This window comes from Tabrizicola flagellatus (assembly GCF_046295235.1).
In the GTDB taxonomy this organism is placed as follows: domain Bacteria; phylum Pseudomonadota; class Alphaproteobacteria; order Rhodobacterales; family Rhodobacteraceae; genus Tabrizicola; species Tabrizicola flagellata_A.
Genome location: NZ_JBKBLV010000001.1, coordinates 104,337 through 124,225, shown reverse-complemented (window position 1 = coordinate 124,225; position 19,889 = coordinate 104,337). Strand labels below are relative to the sequence as shown.

General features: G+C 66.2%; 18 protein-coding genes. 5 read left to right on the top strand and 13 right to left on the bottom strand.

The genetic code is table 11. The annotated features are described in order from the left end of the window. Positions 1–98 precede the first annotated feature (98 nt). Both ACK4IU_RS00640 and ACK4IU_RS00635 read left to right on the top strand, forming a co-directional pair. Positions 99–1,763, top strand: a complete 1,665-nt coding sequence (locus ACK4IU_RS00640) for a thiamine pyrophosphate-dependent enzyme (protein WP_409730631.1) — start codon at positions 99–101, stop codon at positions 1,761–1,763. Positions 1,764–1,823: 60 nt separating this feature from the next. Beyond that, positions 1,824–2,375, top strand: coding sequence for a DUF4202 domain-containing protein (locus tag ACK4IU_RS00635; protein ID WP_409730629.1), 552 nt, complete (start codon positions 1,824–1,826; stop codon positions 2,373–2,375). On the opposite strand, the gene ACK4IU_RS00630 is transcribed toward ACK4IU_RS00635, so the two are convergent. Next, positions 2,367–3,209 carry a YihY/virulence factor BrkB family protein gene (locus ACK4IU_RS00630; RefSeq protein ID WP_409730627.1) on the bottom strand — a complete coding sequence of 281 codons (843 nt, stop codon included), beginning with the start codon at positions 3,207–3,209 and terminating at the stop codon, positions 2,367–2,369. The two genes, ACK4IU_RS00635 and ACK4IU_RS00630, sit on opposite strands and share 9 nt — an antisense overlap. A gap of 98 nt (positions 3,210–3,307) precedes the next feature. On the opposite strand from ACK4IU_RS00630, the gene mgrA reads away from it, so the two are divergent. Next, the gene (gene mgrA, locus ACK4IU_RS00625) at positions 3,308–4,333 is read left to right on the top strand and encodes an L-glyceraldehyde 3-phosphate reductase (protein ID WP_409730625.1); all 1,026 of its coding nucleotides are present in this window, start codon (positions 3,308–3,310) and stop codon (positions 4,331–4,333) included. Positions 4,334–4,384: 51 nt separating this feature from the next. Here the strand turns inward: mgrA and ACK4IU_RS00620 are convergent, their stop codons facing one another. The 9 genes from ACK4IU_RS00620 to ahcY all read right to left on the bottom strand — a co-directional run bounded on the left by ACK4IU_RS00620 (position 4,385) and on the right by ahcY (position 17,142). After that, positions 4,385–5,734, bottom strand: coding sequence for an esterase-like activity of phytase family protein (locus ACK4IU_RS00620; RefSeq protein ID WP_409730623.1), 1,350 nt, complete (start codon positions 5,732–5,734; stop codon positions 4,385–4,387). 122 nt (positions 5,735–5,856) lie between these two features. Then, the gene (gene gltB / locus ACK4IU_RS00615; protein WP_409730621.1) at positions 5,857–10,395 is read right to left on the bottom strand and encodes a glutamate synthase large subunit; all 4,539 of its coding nucleotides are present in this window, start codon (positions 10,393–10,395) and stop codon (positions 5,857–5,859) included. 10 nt (positions 10,396–10,405) lie between these two features. Continuing rightward, positions 10,406–10,864: a GFA family protein gene (locus tag ACK4IU_RS00610; protein WP_409730619.1), complete on the bottom strand. Its 459-nt coding sequence runs from the start codon at positions 10,862–10,864 to the stop codon at positions 10,406–10,408. Further along, positions 10,854–11,546 (bottom strand): hypothetical protein, encoded by a 693-nt coding sequence (locus ACK4IU_RS00605; RefSeq protein ID WP_409730617.1) that lies wholly within the window; start codon positions 11,544–11,546, stop codon positions 10,854–10,856. The genes ACK4IU_RS00610 and ACK4IU_RS00605 overlap by 11 nt, the downstream gene beginning before the upstream one ends. A gap of 122 nt (positions 11,547–11,668) precedes the next feature. After that, positions 11,669–13,105: an NAD(P)-dependent oxidoreductase gene (locus ACK4IU_RS00600; RefSeq protein ID WP_409730616.1), complete on the bottom strand. Its 1,437-nt coding sequence runs from the start codon at positions 13,103–13,105 to the stop codon at positions 11,669–11,671. Between the two features lie 170 nt (positions 13,106–13,275). Then, positions 13,276–14,016 carry an SDR family oxidoreductase gene (locus ACK4IU_RS00595; protein WP_409730614.1) on the bottom strand — a complete coding sequence of 247 codons (741 nt, stop codon included), beginning with the start codon at positions 14,014–14,016 and terminating at the stop codon, positions 13,276–13,278. 28 nt (positions 14,017–14,044) lie between these two features. Continuing rightward, positions 14,045–14,824, bottom strand: coding sequence for an SDR family oxidoreductase (locus ACK4IU_RS00590; RefSeq protein ID WP_409730612.1), 780 nt, complete (start codon positions 14,822–14,824; stop codon positions 14,045–14,047). A 424-nt stretch (positions 14,825–15,248) separates the two neighbouring features. Further along, positions 15,249–15,590 carry a DUF2853 family protein gene (locus ACK4IU_RS00585; RefSeq protein ID WP_409730611.1) on the bottom strand — a complete coding sequence of 114 codons (342 nt, stop codon included), beginning with the start codon at positions 15,588–15,590 and terminating at the stop codon, positions 15,249–15,251. Positions 15,591–15,741: 151 nt separating this feature from the next. Continuing rightward, a complete protein-coding gene (gene ahcY, locus ACK4IU_RS00580; protein WP_409730609.1) occupies positions 15,742–17,142 on the bottom strand; it encodes an adenosylhomocysteinase in 1,401 nt (466 codons plus the stop codon). Positions 17,143–17,217: 75 nt separating this feature from the next. On the opposite strand from ahcY, the gene ACK4IU_RS00575 reads away from it, so the two are divergent. After that, complete coding sequence (locus ACK4IU_RS00575; RefSeq protein WP_409730607.1) at positions 17,218–17,808, top strand: HD domain-containing protein; 591 nt, start codon at positions 17,218–17,220, stop codon at positions 17,806–17,808. Positions 17,809–17,821: 13 nt separating this feature from the next. Here ACK4IU_RS00575 and ACK4IU_RS00570 read toward each other — a convergent pair whose 3' ends face one another. Beyond that, positions 17,822–17,980 carry a hypothetical protein gene (locus ACK4IU_RS00570; RefSeq protein ID WP_160147762.1) on the bottom strand — a complete coding sequence of 53 codons (159 nt, stop codon included), beginning with the start codon at positions 17,978–17,980 and terminating at the stop codon, positions 17,822–17,824. 97 nt (positions 17,981–18,077) lie between these two features. Between ACK4IU_RS00570 and ACK4IU_RS00565 the strand changes: the two genes are divergently transcribed. Further along, the gene (locus tag ACK4IU_RS00565; RefSeq protein ID WP_409730605.1) at positions 18,078–18,947 is read left to right on the top strand and encodes a LysR family transcriptional regulator; all 870 of its coding nucleotides are present in this window, start codon (positions 18,078–18,080) and stop codon (positions 18,945–18,947) included. Positions 18,948–18,950: 3 nt separating this feature from the next. Here ACK4IU_RS00565 and ACK4IU_RS00560 read toward each other — a convergent pair whose 3' ends face one another. Beyond that, positions 18,951–19,265, bottom strand: a complete 315-nt coding sequence (locus ACK4IU_RS00560) for an H-NS family nucleoid-associated regulatory protein (protein ID WP_409730603.1) — start codon at positions 19,263–19,265, stop codon at positions 18,951–18,953. A 69-nt stretch (positions 19,266–19,334) separates the two neighbouring features. After that, on the bottom strand, positions 19,335–19,889 hold the full coding sequence (locus tag ACK4IU_RS00555) for an ActR/PrrA/RegA family redox response regulator transcription factor (RefSeq protein WP_149588496.1): 555 nt from the start codon (positions 19,887–19,889) through the stop codon (positions 19,335–19,337).

The following is a 19,889-nucleotide window of genomic DNA, read 5'->3' as shown; positions in this document are numbered from 1 at the left end:
GCGGGGCAAGGCTCTCCCTTGTCTCTGGCCCCATTTCGGGGCTTCCTGCCGCCGGGACGCCGTGCAACAGCGGCGCATCGGCAGGATTGGACGACGGCATGATGAACGGCGGGCGGCTTCTGGTGGACTGTCTGGTGGCGCTCGGGGCCTCGAAGGGCTTCGGCGTGCCGGGGGAAAGCTATCTGGCGGTGCTGGACGCGCTGCACGACACGCGCGGCAGGCTCGACTTCATCCTCTGCCGCAACGAAGGGGGCGCGGCCTTCATGGCGGCGGCCTGGGGCAAGCTGACCGGGCAGCCGGGGCTCTGCTTCGTCACCCGCGGCCCCGGCGCGACCAATGCCGCCATCGGCATCCATACCGCCATGCAGGATTCCGCGCCGATGCTCGTCTTCGTCGGCCAGGTCGGAACCGACATGCGCGGGCGCGAGGCCTTCCAGGAACTCGACTACCGCGCCGTCTTCGGCACCATGGCGAAATGGGCGGTCGAGATCGACCAGGCCGACCGCATCCCGGAAATCCTCTCCCGCGCCTGGATCACCGCCACCACCGGCCGCCCCGGCCCCGTCGTCATCGCCCTGCCCGAGGACATGCTCTCCGGCCCGGCCTCGGCCGCGCCGCTCACCGGCCCGGCCCGCATCGCCGAACCCGCCCCCGACCCCGCCGCCCTGGCCGAGGCGCTGGCGCTCCTCGCCTCGGCGGCGCGCCCCGCGATCCTTCTGGGCGGCTGCAACTGGACCGAGGCCGGCAAGACCGCGCTCAAGGCCTTCGCCGAGACCTCCGACATCCCCGTGGTCGCCGCGCTGCGCTACCAGGACATGTTCGACAACCACTCGCCCTGTTACGCGGGCGATCTGGGCCTCGGCCTTGCCGCCGGGGTGCGCCGGACCCTGGCCGAGGCCGACGTCGTGCTCGCGCTGAACACCCGCTTCGGCGAGATCTCGACAGAAGGCTACACCCTGTTCGAGGTGCCGGCGCCGCGGCAGAAGATCATCCATGTCCACGCCTCGGTGGCCGAGATCGGCAAGATCTACATTCCCACCCTCGGCATCCCCGCCGGCCCCAATGCCTTCGTCGCCGCCCTGACTCCGGTGCGCGGCGGCTGGGCCGACTGGCGCCGCCGCGCGCGCGAGGACTACGAGGCGACCTTCGGCCTGCCGCCGCAGCCCTCGCCCGTGGATATGGTCGAAGTCACCGCCCATCTGCGCGCGGTGCTGCCCGAGGATGCGATCCTGACCAACGGGGCGGGCAACTTCACCGCCTGGCCGAACAAGTTCTTCCGCTTCGGCCCCAAGGCCCGGCTCCTCGCCCCGCAGTCGGGCGCGATGGGCTATGGCCTGCCCGCCGCCATCGCCGCCAAGGTCGCCCATCCCGACCGCACCGTGGTCTGCTTCGCCGGCGACGGCGATTTCCAGATGACCTGCCAGGAGCTTGGCACCGCCCTCCAGGCCGGCGCCCAGCCCATCGTCCTGATCCTGAACAACGGCACCTACGGCACGATCCGCGCGCACCAGGAACGGACCTACCCCGCCCGCGTCTCGGCCACTGACCTGGTGAACCCCGACTTCCCCGCGCTCGCCCGCGCCTACGGCTTCCACGCCGAACAGGTCGAACGCACCGATGACTTCCCCGCCGCCTTCGCCCGGGCGCTGGCCTCGCCCAGCGGCGCGGTCCTCGACCTGAACATCTCGGCCGAGGCGCTGACCCCGCGCCAGACGCTCTCGCAGATGCGCGCCGCCGCCCAGGCCCGGCATGCCCCGCGGTAGTTGCGCTCTGCTGCCGCCGGGGCGAGACTGCGCCCCGATGACCGCGACCGGGGAACCACCATGACCAACCGCCTGCACCGAGCCCTTGCCCTGATCGACGCCGCCAATGCCGCCGACCCCAGGGGCGAGGCCCTGCCCTATGGCGAACGGATGAGCGCGGAACTCGCCCGCCTTGCCCCCGACGCCTCCGAGGTCCTCCAGATCGCCGCGCGCGGGCAGCATGTCGAACGCTGGCTCCTGCCCCGGTCGGACTATCCCGAAGGCAAGGCGGGCTATCTCGCCTGGCGCCGCGAACAAGCCCGCCGCCATGCGCTCCGCGTGGGCGGGATCATGGCCGAGGCGGGATATGACCCCGCCGATTGTGACCGCGTGGGCGTCCTATTGCGGAAAGAGGGGCTGAAACGCGACGCGGAAGTGCAGATGCTCGAGGACGTGATCTGCTTCGTCTTCCTGCGCTGGTATTTCGCCGATTTCGCCGCCGGGCGGGACGAGGCTTCGGTCCTCGACATCGTTCGGAAGACCGCGCGCAAGATGTCGGATGCCGCCCGCACCCGCGCGCTTGCGGAATTCGCCCTGCCGCCCCTGCTGGCCGATGCGGTCCGTTCAGCCTGACCGGCGCCGCATCCGCTCGTCCAGCTCGGCATTGATCGCCCCGCCCAGCAGCACGGCCCAGACCGACAGATACAGCCACATCATCAGGATGATGACCGCCCCGATCGAGCCGTAGATCGCATTGTAGCTGTTGAAGTTCGCCAGATAGACCGAGAAGCCGATCGAGACCCCGGCCCAGGCCAGCGCCGCCACCAGCACGCCGACGCTGATCCAGGGCGAGCGGAACCCGCCGGGCACATTCGGGCCAAAACGGTAGAGGATCGACAGGCAGGTGACGACCAAGAGGAACATCGCCCCCCAGGGCAACACCTTGGTCAGCCAGGCTTCGAAGGTGCCGAAGGTGACATAGCTCAGCAGGATCGGCACCACGACCACCGTGACCAGCGCGACGAACAGCGCCCCGATCAGCGCGCCGGTCAAGAGGAAGTCCACCGCCCAGCCGCGTAGCCACCCCCTCGGGCGCGAACGGTGGACCACGTCCAGCCCCTGCACCAGCGCCGAGACCCCCGCCCGCGCCGAGTAGAGCGCGATCAGCAGCGACAGGATGGTGGTCCATTGCAGCGCCGACCGCGGCGCGGTGATCAGGCCCATGACCTGATCGTGGATCAGCTGGCCCGCCTCGGGCGGCAGAAAGCGTTCGGCCACCGCCAGATAGCCCCGGATCACCCCGGGATCGGCGAACATGCCCCAGACCGCGACGGCGGCGGCCAGGCCCGGAAAGACCGCGAACATGGCGAAGAAGGCCACGCCGGCCGCGATCAGGCCGAAATGCCCGTCGCCGACCCGCAGCCAGACCGCCGCCAGGAAATTCCATGCCTGCCTCAGCCCCGTCATGCCGACAGCTTCCACCGGAAAGCGGCCCGGTGCAACGCCCGGCGCAACTTGCAGCCGCCTGGCCCCCGGCGCATGATGGCGCCAACAGGAGGACCCCCATGAGCTATGTTCCGAACCCCGACCGTTACGGCCGGATGATCTACAACCGCTGCGGAGCCTCGGGACTGAAGCTGCCGGCGATCAGCCTCGGCCTCTGGCACAACTTCGGCCACGACACGCCCCACGCGACGAAACAGGCGATCTGCCGCACCGCCTTCGACCTTGGCATCACCCATTTCGACCTCGCCAACAACTACGGCCCCCCGCCCGGCAGCGCCGAGGAAGCCTTCGGGGAACTCCTGCGCACCGATTTCCGTTCCCACCGGGACGAGCTGATCATCTCCTCCAAGGCCGGCTACCTGATGTGGGACGGCCCCTATGGCGAATGGGGCAGCCGGAAGTATGTGATCGCTTCCTGCGACCAGTCGCTGAAGCGGATGGGCCTCGACTATGTGGACATCTTCTATTCCCACCGCTTCGACCCCGAAACGCCGCTCGAGGAAACCATGGGCGCGCTCGACCACATCGTGCGGTCGGGCCGGGCGCAGTATATCGGCATCTCCAGCTACAACTCCCAGCGCACGCGCGAGGCGGTGGCGATCCTGAAGGACCTCGGCACGCCGCTCCTCATCCACCAGCCCAGCTACAACATCCTGAACCGCTGGGTGGAAACCGACGGGCTGAAGGACACGCTTAAGGAACTGGGCGTCGGCTCCATCGCCTTCGTGCCGCTGGCGCAGGGCATCCTGACGAACAAGTATCTGAACGGCATCCCCGCCGGCAGCCGGGCGACGCAGGGCAAGTCGCTCGACCCCGCCGTGGTGGAAAAGGCGCTGGCCTCGGTGCGCAAGCTGAACGACATGGCCGCCGCGCGCGGGCAGACGCTGGCGCAGATGGCCATCGCCTGGGTCTTGCGGGGCGGCGGGATCACCAGCGCGCTGATCGGCGCATCCAGGCCCGAGCAGGTGGTGGACTGCGTGGGCGCGCTGGAGAACCTGGACTTCACCGCCGAGGAACTGGCCCGGATCGACGCCATCTCCGAGGAGAAGGACATCAACCTCTGGGCCAGATCCTCCGAGGGATGACCGCGCAACCCCAAGATTTTTCGTCGAAAAATCTTGGGGCCCGCCCGTGGCCTACTTCGCCGCCAGAAGCTCCGGCACTTCCAGAAGGACGAACTCGTTGTCCGCGGCCTTGTCCAGCGCGCGACCCGAGGAGAACGGCAGGTTGTTGTCCACCGCCACGACGATATGGGTATCGTCGGCCTTCATCACGTCCTCGATGGTGAAGAAGGGCAGGGTGAAGACCCCTGCCTCGCCGCCCGCGGTTTGCAGACGCGCCTTGCCGTCCGGGTCGGCGATGTTCATCAGATCGACATGGCCAAGACGCTTGGCGAAACCGTCCGCGTCGATCTGCGCCGTGTCGATCAGCACCACGTTCTTCACCATCGCCGGGGCGGGGAAGCAGTCGGGCTTCGGATCGCCCGCGCATTTCAGCGCCGGAACGCCCTCGCCGTTGTCACGCTCGATTACCAGGGCACGAGTCTCGTCGATGAAGTTGAAATCGCCGATCGCCGTCGCGCCTTCGGCGAGCGCGAACTTGAAGCCCGCCCCGGTCCATTCGCCCTTGGCCGGATCGAAGGCCAGCGCGCGCAGGAAGGCACCCTCGTTCTTCCCCTCGGCGTTCAGGAGCGGCTTCTCGAACATCGCCCAGAGCAGGCCCGAGCCCGGTTGCAGCGCCATCCCCTCGTAGCCGCCCGAGCGTGGCACGGTCCAGTCCTTGCCCATGACCGAGACCGCGCTGATGCCGGGGGTGTCGGGGCCCTTCAGCTGCGCGCCGTCCATCATCGTCGGATAGACCGCCTTGACCACGCCATCGAGGCCGGCGCGGATGATGTAGGGTCCGAACTCGTCGCCGATCCAGACCTCGCCGTTCACAAGCTGGATGCTTTCCAGATCGAAATCGGCACCGGTCAGATAGCGGCTGTCCGACCCCTCATAGGCGATGCGGAACGGCACCTTGAACTCGGGGTCGCGCAGGAAGACCGTCTCGCGCACCGCGACCTCGCCCGAGGCCCAGTCCGGCGCGACGCGGTGGAAGAACAAGAGCGCATCGGGGCTGTTCGCCTTGGAGCCGAAGCCGTTGTCGGTCAGCGTCAGGATGCTGCCGTCCTCGGTCAGATTCATCGCAAAGCCGGAAAAGCCCTGCAGGGGCTGGCCCTGGAACGGCAGGCTGATCCCGGTCGGGCGCTTGCCGTGGCTGGCGCCGGTGTCGCCCGGGACGGTCCCCGGCTCCCTGACCGGCGCCGCGCCGGTGAACTTGCCCGACACCTGCGCATCCTTCGGCGCATCGGCGGGGGCGGGAATGTAGCTCGCCGCCGGCACCAGCGCATGGCCGGCGAGTTTCGACGGGAACACCGTCTCGGCGGCGGCGGGCAGGGCCAGGCCGGACAGGGCGGTGCAGAGCAGAAGGAACCTGGATCGCATTGCAAGGTCTCCATTGGCGGGTTGACCTCGCTTCGGTAGCAAAGCCGCCACGACGGACGCGTGACGGCGCTGCGAAAGTTTCGCAAAGGCGCCCGGACCTCACGGCCCGGGCGCCCGAACTGTTACTCTGCCGGAACCTTGGCCACCTCGTCCGACAAGGGATAGGGCAGGCGATCGACCATCTCTTTCGGGCAGACCTGAAGGAAGTTCTGCCGCTCGCGGTCCCAGTTCGACAGAATGCGCCCGGCGATCCGGCTGCCGGTTTCCTCGTGATGGCGCTGAATCAGGCCCTTCAGCTGCATCTCCCAATGCGGATGGCCCACGGCGCAGGTCAGGATCGACTCGAGGTTCATGAAGTCCTCGGCCACACCATCCGGGTCATAGACATAGGCCATGCCCCCGGTCATCCCCGCCCCGAAGTTCGCGCCGATCCGGCCCAGGATCACCGCCACCCCGCCGGTCATGTACTCGCACCCGTTCGAGCCGCAGCCTTCCACCACGACCGAAGCGCCCGAGTTCCGCACCGCGAACCGCTCCCCCGCGCGGCCGGAGGCGAACAGGAACCCGTCGGTCGCACCATAGAGCACGGTGTTGCCAATGATCGTGTTCTCTTCCGCCTTCAGGGGCGAGGACATCAGCGGCCGCACGGTGATCGTGCCGCCCGACAGGCCCTTGCCGACATAGTCGTTGGCGTCGCCCTGCACCTCCAGCTTGAGACCCCGCACCGCGAAGGCGCCCAGCGACTGCCCGCAGGACCCGGTCAGCTTCACCGTCAGATGGTCGGGTTGCAGCGCATTCCGCATCCCGAACTTCTTGACGATGTGGCTCGAGGCCCGCGTCCCGATGGTGCGATGGGTGTTGCGCACCGCGTAGGACAGCTGCATCTTCTCGCCGTCCTCGAAGAACCGCGCGCCGTCGCGGATGATCTCGGCATCCAGCGTGTCGGGCACCGCATTGCGCGGCTTCGACCGGTCATAGGTGATCGACCGCGCGCCATCGACAGTGATCAGAAGCGGGTTCAGGTCAAGGTCGTCGAGGTTCGCAGCCCCACGGCTGACCTGGGTCAAAAGGTCCGCGCGCCCGATGATCTCGTCCAGCGACCGCGCGCCGATGGAGGCGAGGATTTCCCGCACTTCCTGCGCGTAGAAGGTGATGAGGTTGACCACCTTGTCCGCCGTGCCGGTGAACTTGGCCCGCAGGCGCTCGTCCTGGGTGCACACGCCCACCGGGCAGGTGTTCGACTGGCACTGGCGCACCATGATGCAGCCCATGGCGATCAGCGCCGCTGTCCCGATGCCGTATTCCTCAGCCCCCATCATCGCCGCCATGACGACGTCGCGCCCGGTCCGCAGGCCTCCGTCCGTGCGCAAAGTCACCCGCTCGCGCAGGTTGTTCATCGCCAGCACCTGATGCGCCTCGGTCAGGCCCATCTCCCACGGCAGGCCCGCGTACTTGATCGACGTGGCCGGCGATGCCCCGGTGCCCCCGTTGTGGCCCGAGATCAGGATCACGTCGGCCTTGGCCTTCGCCACCCCCGCCGCGATCGTGCCCACGCCACTGGACGACACCAGCTTCACCGTCACCTTGGCGCGCGGGTTGATCTGCTTCAGGTCGTAGATCAGCTGCGCCAGGTCCTCGATCGAATAGATGTCGTGGTGCGGCGGGGGGCTGATCAGCGTCACCCCAGGCGTCGAATGGCGCAGGCGCGCGATCAGCGCCGTGACCTTCATCCCCGGCAGCTGGCCGCCCTCGCCGGGCTTCGCCCCTTGCGCGACCTTGATCTCCAGCTCCTCGCAGGCGTTCAGATACTCCGCTGTGACGCCGAACCGGCCCGAGGCGACCTGCTTGATCTTGGCCGAGGGGTTGTCGCCGTTCGGTTCCGGCACGAAATGCGCCGGGTCCTCGCCTCCCTCGCCCGAGTCAGACTTCGCCCCGATGCGGTTCATCGCCACGTTCAGCGTCTTGTGCGCCTCGGGGCTGAGAGCGCCCAGGGACATGCCGGGCGTCACGAACCGCTTCCTGATCGAGGTGATCGACTCCACCTCCTCGATCGGCACCGGCTTTCCCAGCGGCTTGATGTCCAGCAGGTCGCGCAGGTGAATGGGCGGGTTCGCCCGCATCGCCGCTGAATACTGCTTCCAGATGTCATAGGACGCCCGGTCGCAGGCTGATTGCAGCATGTGCATCGTCTGCGCCTCCCAGGCGTGCTTCTCGCCCGACCGCCGCGCCTTGTAGAAGCCGCCGATGGGCAGCACGTCCGCGCCGCCCAGCCAGCCCCTGCGATGAACCTCCTCCAGCTTCTGCTCGATCCCGGTCAGGCCGATGCCCGAGATGCGCGACTGCATCCCCGGGAAATACTCGGCCACCATTGCGCGGGACAGTCCCACCGCCTCGAAGTTCAGCCCGCCGCGATAGCTGGAGATCACGCTGATCCCCATCTTCGACATGATCTTCAACAGGCCCGCGTCGATGGCATCGCGATAGCGACGCATCGCATCGGTCAGCGAGCCATCGAGCAGCCCCCGGTCGATCCGGTCCGCGATGCTGTCCTGCGCCAGATAGGGGTTCACCGTGGTCGCGCCGCAGCCGATTAGGACCGCAAAGTAGTGCGGGTCGATGCATTCCGCCGACCGCACGTTGATCGAGCAGAAGGTCCGCAGCCCCTTGCGCGTCAGCCAGCTGTGGACCGCCGAGGTCGCAAGGATCATCGGCATCCCCACCTTCTCCGGTCCCTGATGCTCGTCCGTCAGCACCAGCTGCGCCGCACCCGACCGCACGGCATCCTCGGCCTCGGCCCGGATCCGCTCCAGCCCCTGACGCAGGTCGTCAAGCCCCTCGCCCACCGGGAAGGTGCAGTCGATGAAGGCCACCTGATCGCCGAAGCGTTCCACCATGACCTGGAACTCGCGGTTGGCGATGAAGGGGCTTTCCAGAACCAGGATCTCGGTCTGGCTGGACGACTCATCCAGCACGTTCTTCAGGTTGCCGAAGCGGGTCTTCAGGCTCATCACCCGCCCCTCGCGCAAGCTGTCGATGGGCGGGTTCGTCACCTGGCTGAAGTTCTGGCGGAAGTAGTGCGACAACGGCCGATAGACGCTGGACAACACCGCCGGCGGCGTGTCGTCGCCCATCGAGGCGACCATTTCCTTGCCGTCCTCGGCCATCGGCGCCAGCACCTGCTCCAGCTCCTCCAGGGTGAACCCCGCCGCGATCTGGCGCTTGCGCAATTCCGCCCCGGTGAAGGTCTGCGTCTCGGGTACGTCGCGCAGAAGGCTGTTCAGGTCCACGACCTTCTCGATCCACTCGCCATAGGGCTGGGCGGCGGCGAGTTTGTCCTTCATCTCGACATCGTGGTATAGCTTGCCCTCCACCATATCGACCGCGATCATCTGACCCGGCCCCAGCGCGCCCTTCTCGCGCACCGTCGCTTCATCCACCGGCACCATCCCGGCCTCGGACCCGGCGATCAGCATCCCGTCGCCCGTCACCACATAGCGCATCGGCCGCAACCCGTTGCGGTCGAGGCCCCCGCAGACCCAGCGCCCGTCGGTCATCGCCAGTGCCGCCGGACCGTCCCACGGCTCCATCACCGAGTTGCAGTAGGAATACATGTCCGCCCAGGCCTTCGGCATGTTCACCGTCTGCTTCGACCAAGCCTCGGGCACCAGCATCGTCTTGGCCATCGGCGCCGACCGCCCCGATCGCACCAGCACCTCGAACACCGCATCCAGCGCGCCCGAGTCGGACGTTCCTCCCGGAATGATGGGCTTGATGTCCTCGGCCGCCTCGCCGAAGTTGTTCGAGGCCATGCGGATCTCATGGCTCTTCATCCAGTTGACGTTGCCCTTCAGCGTGTTGATCTCGCCGTTGTGGGCGAGCATCCGGAAGGGCTGCGCCAGCCACCATTGCGGGAAAGTGTTGGTCGAATAGCGCTGGTGGTAGATGGCAAAGGCGGACTCAAACCGCTCGTCCAGAAGGTCCGGGTAGAAGGTCGAGACCTGCTCGGCCAGCATCATCCCCTTGTAGATGATCGACCGGCAGGACAGGCTGCAAAGATACATCCCCTGGATGCCCGCCGCCGTCGCCGCCTTCTCGATCCGGCGGCGGATGATGTAAAGTTCGCGCTCGAACTGTTCCTGGTCGATGTCCTTCTCGCAGCGGATCAGGATCTGCTCGATCTCGGGCCGCGTCGCGTTGGCCTTTTCGCCCAGCACGGACACATCCACCGGCACATGCCGCCAGCCGTAGATGTAATGCCCCATCCGCAGGACCTCGGTCTCCACGATGGTCCGGCAGCGTTCCTGAGCGCCGAAATCCGTCCGCGGCAGGAAGACCTGACCGACGGCGATCAGCTTGTTCACGTCGGGCTCGTGCCCCGTCCGGCGCACCACGTCGTAGAAGAATTTCACCGGGATCTGCACATGGATCCCCGCGCCGTCGCCGGTCTTGCCGTCGGCGTCCACCGCGCCCCGGTGCCAGACCGCCTTCAGCGCGTTGATGCCGTTCTCCACCACCTTGCGGCTGGGCTTGCCGCTGATGGAAACCACCAGACCCACCCCGCAGGAGGAATGCTCGTCCTCGGCCCGGTAAAGCCCGTTCGCATCCAGCCAGGCGCGCTTTTCCTCTTCGGCCTTCACCCAGGCGGCATCGTATTTCGTCATGGCTTGCCCCTCATTCACTGGCCAGCAGCGGGAATTTCTCCACACACTGCGCGCGCGTCAAAACTTGCCGATCACCGCCCGCAAAGGCGTAACTATCGGGTTTGTGGTCGATGTAGATCTCGTTGGTCATGGTCAGCCCGTTCGCATCGTCGAACGAGCCCACCGGCAGTTCCAGGTTCCCCGCATAGGGCCCCTCGACCGTCACCCGGAACCAGACGGGAGAGCCGCAGTCCGCGCACCAGGCGCGTTCGCCCCAGGCCGAGGACTGCCGGCGCGCGATATGCTCCGCCCCCGTCCACTCCACGTCGGCCGCCGGGACCGTGATCCCCAGCAGGGCCGAGCCGGTCCATTTCCGGCACATCGGGCAATGGCAGGCGCCGAAGTTGGTCCCCGTCAGCCGGGCGCGGAACCGCACGGTCCCGCAAAGACAGCCGCCTGCCCGGTCCAACTCGGGGCGCTCAAGGCTCATGGCTGACCCTCCACACGGGCAGCGAGGCGGTCAGCGCATCGCAGTCATACAGCGGCTGATTGGACAGAAAGCCCTTGTCGCCCGGAAAGACGAAGTCCACCGGGCTGCCGTCGATCGGCAACCACTGGCCATCGCCCAGGTCCGTCTCGCCCGGCCCGGCGAAGAACAGCCGCCAGTCGGGATGGACATATTCATTGCCGCGCGACCGGCGCAGCACCGTGCCGTCGCGGCCGTATTCGGTGAAATCGACCTCGGTCTGTTGCAGGGTGATGCCGTCGATCAGGACCGACTTGCCGGTCAGCCGGTCATAGCCCTCGGCCCGGCTGCCGGTGCCGTCCTCCTTCGACAGGCTGAAGCTCCAGGTGTCCATCCCCTCGGCCAGCAGCTCGGTCATGCTGGCCGGATCGGCCGGGTTCGGGTCCAGCACCTGCTTGACCGGGTCGTAGCTTTCGACCCATTCCGCCTCGTGGTTGATGCGGGAATAGAAGAACGGGCCCTCCTGATCCAGGTCCACCCGCCATTGGTCCCCCGGCGCATCGGCGCTGCACTTGTAGTAATGCGAGACGCGGCAGCCCTTCGACTGCACCGTCATGAAGGCCTCGCAGCCCTCGGGCGCGGTCCAGGTCCCGGCCAGCCCCGGGGTCGGGGTAGCAAGACAGGCAAGGATCAGAACTTTCCGCATCGCCGCTCCCCCTTCCGGATGGGTCACCCATCCTGACATTTCGTTGCCTCCGGTCTGTCAGCTGTGCCCGACGCAAAGCCGACGCATGCCAGACAGATGCCAGACGCTTGACCTTCCCTTCACTATTCGGCCGCCACCGCCCCGGTCTGGGCCAGATAGGACAGGATCGACTCCGCCGCCTCGCGCCCGTCGCGGATCGCCCAGACGACCAGGCTTGCGCCCCGTACGATGTCGCCCGCGGCATAGACGCCGGGCAGGCTGGTGGCATGGGTGCGGAAGTCGGCCTTGATCGTGCCCCAGCGGGTGACCTTCAGTTCCGGCACGCCCCAGAGCGTCGGCAGGTCTTCGGGCTCGAAGCCCAGCGCCTGGATGACCAGGTCGGCGGGTTCGACATAATCGGCGCCCTCGATGACCTCGGGCGTCTGGCGGCCCGTGGCGTCCGGCGCGCCCAGGCGCATCTTCTGCACCATCACGCCCTCGACTTCCGTGCCGCCGGTGAACCCCTTCGGCGCGGAAAGCCATACGAATTCGACGCCTTCCTCCTCGGCGTTCTGCACCTCGCGCTGCGACCCCGGCATGTTCACCCGGTCGCGGCGGTAAAGGCATTTCACCGACAGTGCCCCCTGCCGGACCGCCGTCCGCACGCAGTCCATCGCCGTGTCGCCGCCGCCGATCACGACGACTCGCTTGCCGCTGGCGTTCAGCTCGCCGCTGTCGAACTCCGGCACATCGTCGCCAAAGCCCTTGCGGTTCGAGGCGGTCAGGTAGTCCAGCGCCTTGACGATGCCCCTGGCACCGACCCCGGGAGCCTCGATGTCGCGCGCCTTGTATACGCCCGTCGCGATCAGCACCGCGTCGTGCTGGCCAAGGATGGCGTCAAAGCTGATGTCCTCGCCCACGGTGCAGTTCAGCACGAAGTTGACGCCCCCATCCGCCAGCTGGGCGTTGCGGCGTTCGACCACGTCCTTCTCCAGCTTGAAGCCGGGGATGCCATAGGTCAGGAGGCCCCCCGCGCGGTCATAGCGGTCATAGACCGTGACCTGCACGCCCTGCCGCCGCAGCACATCCGCCGCCGCCAGACCCCCCGGCCCCGCGCCGATGATGCCCACGCTTTCGGGGCGCTCGGCATGGGGGCGGATCGGCTTGACCCAGCCTTCCTCCCAGGCGGTGTCGGTGATGTATTTCTCGACCGAGCCGATGGTGACGGTGCCGTGGCCGGACTGTTCGATGACGCAGTTGCCCTCGCACAGCCGGTCCTGCGGGCAGATGCGGCCGCAGATTTCTGGGAAGGTGTTGGTGGCCTGGCTGATCTCGTAGGCTTCCTGCAACCGGCCCTCGGCGGTCAGCTTCAGCCAGTCGGGGATGTTGTTGTGCAGGGGGCAATGCGACTGGCAGTAGGGCACGCCGCATTGCGAGCAGCGGCTGGCCTGCTCGGCCGCCTTGCGATCGGCGAACTCCCGGTAGATCTCGTGGAAATCCTGCGCGCGCGAAGCTGCGTCACGCTTTTCCGGCATTTCCTTGCCGATCGTGACGAACTTCAGCATCTTCTGCGTGGCCATGGCTGCGCCTTTCACCAGAGTCTTCCGGACCCGCTGGATAGCTTGGTTCGACACACAAGAAAAGTCAAATATGCTGACCTAATTGGGCCTTTTTGGCAGATTAGGTCAAGGAATCTGCCAGAATCCCGAAAATTTATGTCAGCTTTGCTTACCTATAAGCCCTCGCTGCCTCAGATATTGGCCCATCCTCCATCGATTATGTGCGCAACGCCGGTGGTGTAGGAGGATTCGTCCGAGGCCAGATAGACGACCAGAGCGGCGATTTCCTCGGCCTTCGCCATGCGTCCGATCGGCTGGCGGGCGGCAAAGGCTGCGCGGGCGGCCTCATAATCCCCGGTCGCGCGCAACCGGTCCTCCAGCGAGGGGCTTTCCACGGTTCCCGGACAGATCGCGTTGCAGCGGATGCCCTTGCCGACGAAATCGGCGGCGATGGACTTGGTCAGCCCGATCACCCCGGCCTTGGTCGCGCCATAGACGAACCGGTTCGGCGCGGCGATCACCGACGAGGCGACCGAGGCCATGTTGATGATCGACCCAGCCCCCCGTTCCAGCATCCCGGGCAGGAAGGCACGGCACATCCGGTACATCGCCGTCAGGTTCAGATCCACGCTGAAGGCCCACTGGTCCTCGTCACAGTCGAGGATGGTCCCGTTGGCAACAAAGCCTGCACAGTTGAACAGCACATCGACCGGGCCTGCCGCCTGAACCGTCGCGGCGATCTCGGCGGGATCGCGCACGTTCAGAAGCCGGGTCTCGATCCCTTCGGACCCCAGGCTTTCCAGCGCCGAGGCATTGATGTCGGTGGCCAGCACCCGGGCACCTTCCCGCGCCATGGCCAGGGCGCTTGCCCGCCCGATCCCCTGCCCGGCGGCCGTCACCAGCACCCGCTTGCCCTTCAACCGATCCGTCACACCCGACCTCCTGTTCCCTGCCGACCCATCACCTCGGAACCCCCGCCAGCGCCCGGTCCAGATGAGTGTATCCGCCGTCCACGAAGAGCCATTGCCCGGTCAGGTGCCGTGCGCGTTTGGACAGGGCAAAGACCGTCATCGCCGCGATCTCCGCAGCCTCGGTCATCCGCTGGCCCAAGGGGATGCGCGCCGTGATCTCCGCCAGCTTTTCCTGCGGATTGTCGAAGCTTTTCAGCCAGCGGTCATAAAGCGGCGTCATCACTTCGGCCGGGATCACGGCGTTGACCCGCACCCCATGCGGCGCGAAGGCCGCCGCCCATTCTCGCGTCAGCCCCAGCTGCGCCGCCTTGGCCGCGACATAGGCCGAAGTGTTCCCCTGCCCGGTCACCGCCGTTTTCGAGCTGATGTTCACGATCGCGCCCTGCGCGGCCTTGATGTCCTCGGCCAAGAGATGCACCAGCGTGTAATAATGCACGAGGTTTCGCTCGAGCGAGGCGCGGAAGGCTTCGGGCCCGGCCTCTATCCCCACACCGTCGTTGCTGCCGGCATTGTTCACCAGCCCGTAGATCGCCCCGAACCGCGACCGCGCCTGGGCCACCGCCGCGCGGCACTGGTCATCGCTGGACAGTTCCACCTCGATCCAGGCCGCCCTGGGACCAAGTCCGGCCAGCCAATCCGGATCCGGCGCGCGGCGGGCGAATATCACCGGCACCGCGCCCTCTGCCGCCAGGTCCTCGGAGATGGCCCTGCCGATCCCGGCAGCGCCGCCGGTCACCACGACCACCTTGCCGTCAAGGCCAAGGTCCATTCCCATTCTCCCCCGCGCGCTTCCCCCTTGCGCGTCCCGGGGCGATCCTGACCAACCCAGCGCCCGTGTCAACGGCCCTGTGAAGCGAACCGGATGCTCATGAGACTGGACGGATCGGGTCCTGCCGTCGCCGGCCCGGGGTTTGCGACACCTCGCCGCGTTCCTGCGAAAGGGCACCGGCGCCGAAAATGAATGAAGGGCCCCGCACCCCTACGGGACCCTTCATCCAACCCACGCGCACACCCCATAGCACCGCGTGTCTGTATAAGGGTCCCGGGCGTCCTGCCCTGACTTCAGTCTTGTCGCCCGAATCCCTGCCGCGCTGCAAGGCAGGAGTTCCAAGCTGTTTAGTCAAATGCGCCTCATCGAAAAGCGCCCGGCCCGCTCCGGCAGGAACGGGCCGGTTGCGTACCGCAGCGGGGCGTCACTTGTAGGCGGATTCCTTGCCGAAGTGCTTGACCAGCAGATAGTAGAACACCGCGCGGTACTTGTTCCGCTCGGACTTGCCGTAGGTCTCGACGGCAGCGTTGATGCCTTCCATCAGCTTGGGGCTGTCGGCGAGCCCCAGCTTCTTCATCAGGAAGTTGTTCTTGATGCGCTCCAGTTCCTCGGGATCGGAGGCGGCGACAGTCTGGGCGTCGTTGTCGTAGATCGAAGGACCGCAGCCGATCGTGACCTTGGTCAGGAGAGCCATGTCCGGCGTCACCTTGCACTTGTTCTTCAGGTCATCGGCATATTTCGCGATGAGCTCGTCTCTCTTACCCATGGTATCCTCGTTCCTTTTACCTGTCCCGTTCGGCCCCTGCCCCGCAGAGGCCGGGCAAAGACCCGGTCAGCTTACGTTAACGAGCCCAAACGGCAACGGGAAAGATCGCCAGGTCTTCCCCGCAGGTCGGGCCGACGGGGAAAACCGGGGGTCAATAGCGATAGTGGTCCGACTTGAACGGGCCTTCGACCTTGACGCCGATATAGTCGGCCTGGTCCTTGCGCAGCTCGGTCAGCTTCACGCCGATCTTCTTCAGGTGCAGCCGGGCGACCTTCTCATCCAGCGCCTTGGGCAGGATGTAGACGCCCGGCGCATAGTCCTTGCCCTTGGTCCAGAGCTCGATCTGCGCGAGCACCTGGTTGGTGAAGCTGGCCGACATAACGAAGGACGGATGGCCCGTGGCGTTGCCGAGGTTCAGGAGGCGGCCTTCGGACAAGAGGATGATCCGGTTGCCCGAGGGCATCTCGATCATGTCCACCTGGTCCTTGATGTTGGTCCACTTGTGGTTCCGCAGCGCCGCCACCTGGATCTCGTTGTCGAAGTGACCGATGTTGCCGACGATGGCCATGTCCTTCATCTGGCGCATGTGCTCGATGCGGATCACGTCCTTGTTGCCGGTGGTGGTGATGAAGATGTCCGCCGTGGCGACCTCGTCCTCCAGAAGCGTCACCTCATAGCCGTCCATCGCGGCCTGCAGGGCGCAGATCGGATCGATTTCGGTCACCTTCACCCGCGCGCCCGCACCGCGCAGCGAGGCTGCCGAGCCCTTGCCCACGTCGCCGTAGCCGCAGACGACGGCCACCTTGCCGGCCATCATCGTGTCGGTCGCGCGGCGGATGCCATCGACCAGGCTTTCCTTGCAGCCATACTTGTTGTCGAACTTCGACTTGGTGACGCTGTCGTTGACGTTGATCGCCGGGAAGGGAAGGAGGCCCTTCTTGTGCAGCTCGTACAGACGGTGAACACCCGTGGTGGTTTCCTCGGACACCCCCTGGATCGCGGCGCGCTGCCTGGTGAACCAGCCGGGGCTGGCGGCAAGGCGCTTCTTGATCTGGTTGAAAAGGCACACTTCCTCTTCGCTGGTCGGCACGGCGATCAGGTCGGTCTCGCCCGCCTCGACCCGCGCCCCCAGCAGGATGTACAGAGTGGCATCCCCGCCGTCGTCGAGGATCATGTTGGCCGTGCCACCCTCGCCCCCGAACTGGAAGATGCGGTCGGTATAGTCCCAGTACTGCTCCAGGCTCTCGCCCTTGATGGCAAAGACCGGGGTGCCCGAGGCCGCGATGGCGGCGGCGGCGTGGTCCTGCGTGGAAAAGATGTTGCACGAGGCCCAGCGCACATCGGCGCCCAGCGCCTTCAGCGTCTCGATCAGCACGCCGGTCTGGATCGTCATGTGCAGCGACCCCGCGATGCGCGCGCCCTTCAGCGGCTTGGACGCGCCGAACTCCTCGCGGCAGGCCATCAGGCCTGGCATCTCGGTTTCGGCGATGGTCAGCTCCTTGCGGCCGAAGTCAGCCAGTCCGATGTCCTTGACGATGTAATCCGCTGCCATCTTGGCGCTCTCCTTGATCCTTTGTTGGCGGGGCAGATAGCATTGATCCCGACCGCAGACAACAAAGGCCCGCCGATGAAACAACCCCGCGCCTGGCAGAGGATGCTTTCGGGCCGCCGGCTGGATCTTCTGGACCCCACGCCAGTGGACATCGAGATCGAGGACATCGCGCATGGCCTGGCCTTCGTCGCGCGCTGGAACGGGCAGACGCGCGGGGACTGGCCCTATTCGGTGGCGGAACACTCCCTGCTGGTCGAGGAGATCTTCACCCGCATGAACCCTGGAACCGCGCCAAGATGGCGGCTTGCGGCCCTGCTGCACGACGCACCGGAATATGTGATCGGCGACATGATCAGCCCGGTGAAGGCGGCGGTCGGGCCAGGCTACGGGGCTTTGGACGAACGGCTGACTGCGGCGGTGCATCTGCGGTTCGGTTTGCCGGCCGTGCTGCCCGCACCGATCAAGAAAGCGATCAAGGCGGCGGACAGGGTTTCGGCCTGGCTGGAGGCGGTGAGGATCGCCGGATTCAGGGAGGCGGAGGCCGACAAGCTGTTCGGCAGGCCCTTGCCGGAACTGATCCACCGACTGGAAATCAGGCTTCGTCCGCCCGCAGAGGTGCGGGCGGACTATGTCTCGACCGTGGCGAGGCTGCTTGCTGACTGCTGACAGCGACCGATCATCAGCGGCCCGTGTGCCGCAGATGATCGGCGGTGCGCAGCGCTACGTCATCCTGGAACTCGCGCGGCGACCGGCGCGGGTAGTGCCGCGGCAGGTAGTCCTCGGAGTTGTGCTTGAACCGCGTGGCGATCATCAGGGCGTCGGCGAAGATATTCAACATTGACTTTCTCCCTTTCGGCTTTCGATGATCCCTTTTGCCATAAAAACGGCTGTGATACGATTCAATAAGGCTTCTGAACTGTAAGGCAGTCTAACACATGATCGACTGGCGCAGCATCCCGTCGCTGACTGCCCTGCGCGCCTTTGCGGCCACGGCGGAGCTGCGCAACTTCAGCCAGGCGGCGCGGGTCCTGAACGTGACCCATGCCGCCGTGGCCCAGCAGGTCCGCGCGCTGGAGGATCAGCTCGGCCGCCCGCTGGTTCAGCGCGAGGGGCGCGGCGTCAGTCTGACGTCGGACGGTGAGCAGCTTGTCGCAGCACTGATCGACGGATTCGGCGCGATTCAGCGCGGGATCGAGACGCTAAAGGCGGGCGAGGCGGACCGCCCGGTCCGCGTCACGCTGACCGCAAGCTTTGCCGCCCAGTGGCTGATGCCGCGACTGAAGGATTTCTGGCGGCAGCACCCCGACATCGGCTTGTCGCTGCATCCCGACAGCAGGGTCTTGGACCTGCACCGCGAACGGATGGACCTGGCCATCCGCTATGGCAACGGCGACTGGCCGGGGGTCGAGTCCGCTTACCTCACCTCCGCGCGCATGGTCATCGTCGGGGCGCCTGCGCTGATCGGCGACCGTGACCTTACTGTCGATGACATGGCGCGGATGGACTGGATCCTGTCTCCGACATGGCCCGAACAGGATGCCTACCTGCGTCAACTGGGGCTGGATCCCGCGCGGCTGGAGCGCACCGATATCAACAGCGAGGAGCTGGCGCTGGCGGCGGCGCGGCAGGGACTGGGGCTTGTTGTGGAAAGCATGGCGCTGATCGAATCCGACGTGACCGAGGGCCGGCTGCGCATCGTGCATGAAAGCAATGAAAAACTGCCGGCCTATTTCGTCGTCGCCTTGCCCGGACCAAAACGCGCCGCGGCCCGGGCATTCCTGAAGTGGCTGAAATCGCAGGGCTGAAGGTCAGATCGCCAGATCTTCCGGCTTCTTCCCCTTTGCCAGTGCTTCAGAGAACCAGCGCGGTTTGCGGCCGCGGCCCGACCAGGTATCGGCCGGATTTGCGGGATTCGCGTATTTCGCTACCGACGGCGTCCTCTTGCGGCCCGCCGCGATGCCGGTCAATTCAGCCAGAGAAAATCCTTTTGCCTTGGCGATTTCATCAAGCTCCGCAAGTACTTCCTTCTTGCGGCGATCCTCATACCCGGCTATCGCCTTTGCTACCTGAGATTGCAAATCCTTCAGCTCTTTCAAGGAAAGGCTATTCAAATCGACTTTCAATTTCTGATCCCTCCCGGACAGGTATGGGACTTGATAAGGCGAATTGTGGATAAGTGCAAGAAAGGTTAATTATCTCGGGCTGCGCTTTGCCAGGATTCGCTGTAACGTGCGCCGGTGCATCGAAAGCCGGCGCGCGGTTTCCGAGACGTTGCGGTCGCACATCTCGTAGACCCGCTGGATATGTTCCCAGCGCACGCGGTCAGCCGACATCGGGTTTTCGGGCGGCTCGGGCAGGTTTCCGCCGCGCGCCAGAAGCGCGTTGGTCACATCGTTCGCGTCGGCAGGCTTGGACAGATAATCGATGGCACCGATCTTGACTGCCGCAACCGCCGTCGCAATTGCGCCGTAGCCGGTCAGCACGACAACGCGGCAGGAGGGCCGCTTTTCGTGCAGGGCCTCGATAACCTCGAGCCCATTGCCATCCTCAAGCCGCAGATCGACGACGGCATAGGCAGGTGGCCGGGCAATCGCCTTGGCCCTGCCTTCCGCCACGCTTTGCGCCGTTTCCGGCAGAAAGCCGCGCTTCTCCATCGCCTTGGCAAGACGCTTCACGAAGGGTTCGTCGTCATCGACCAGCAGAAGCGTGCGATCCGGGCCAAGCTCGGCGGCGAAGTCTTCAGTCAT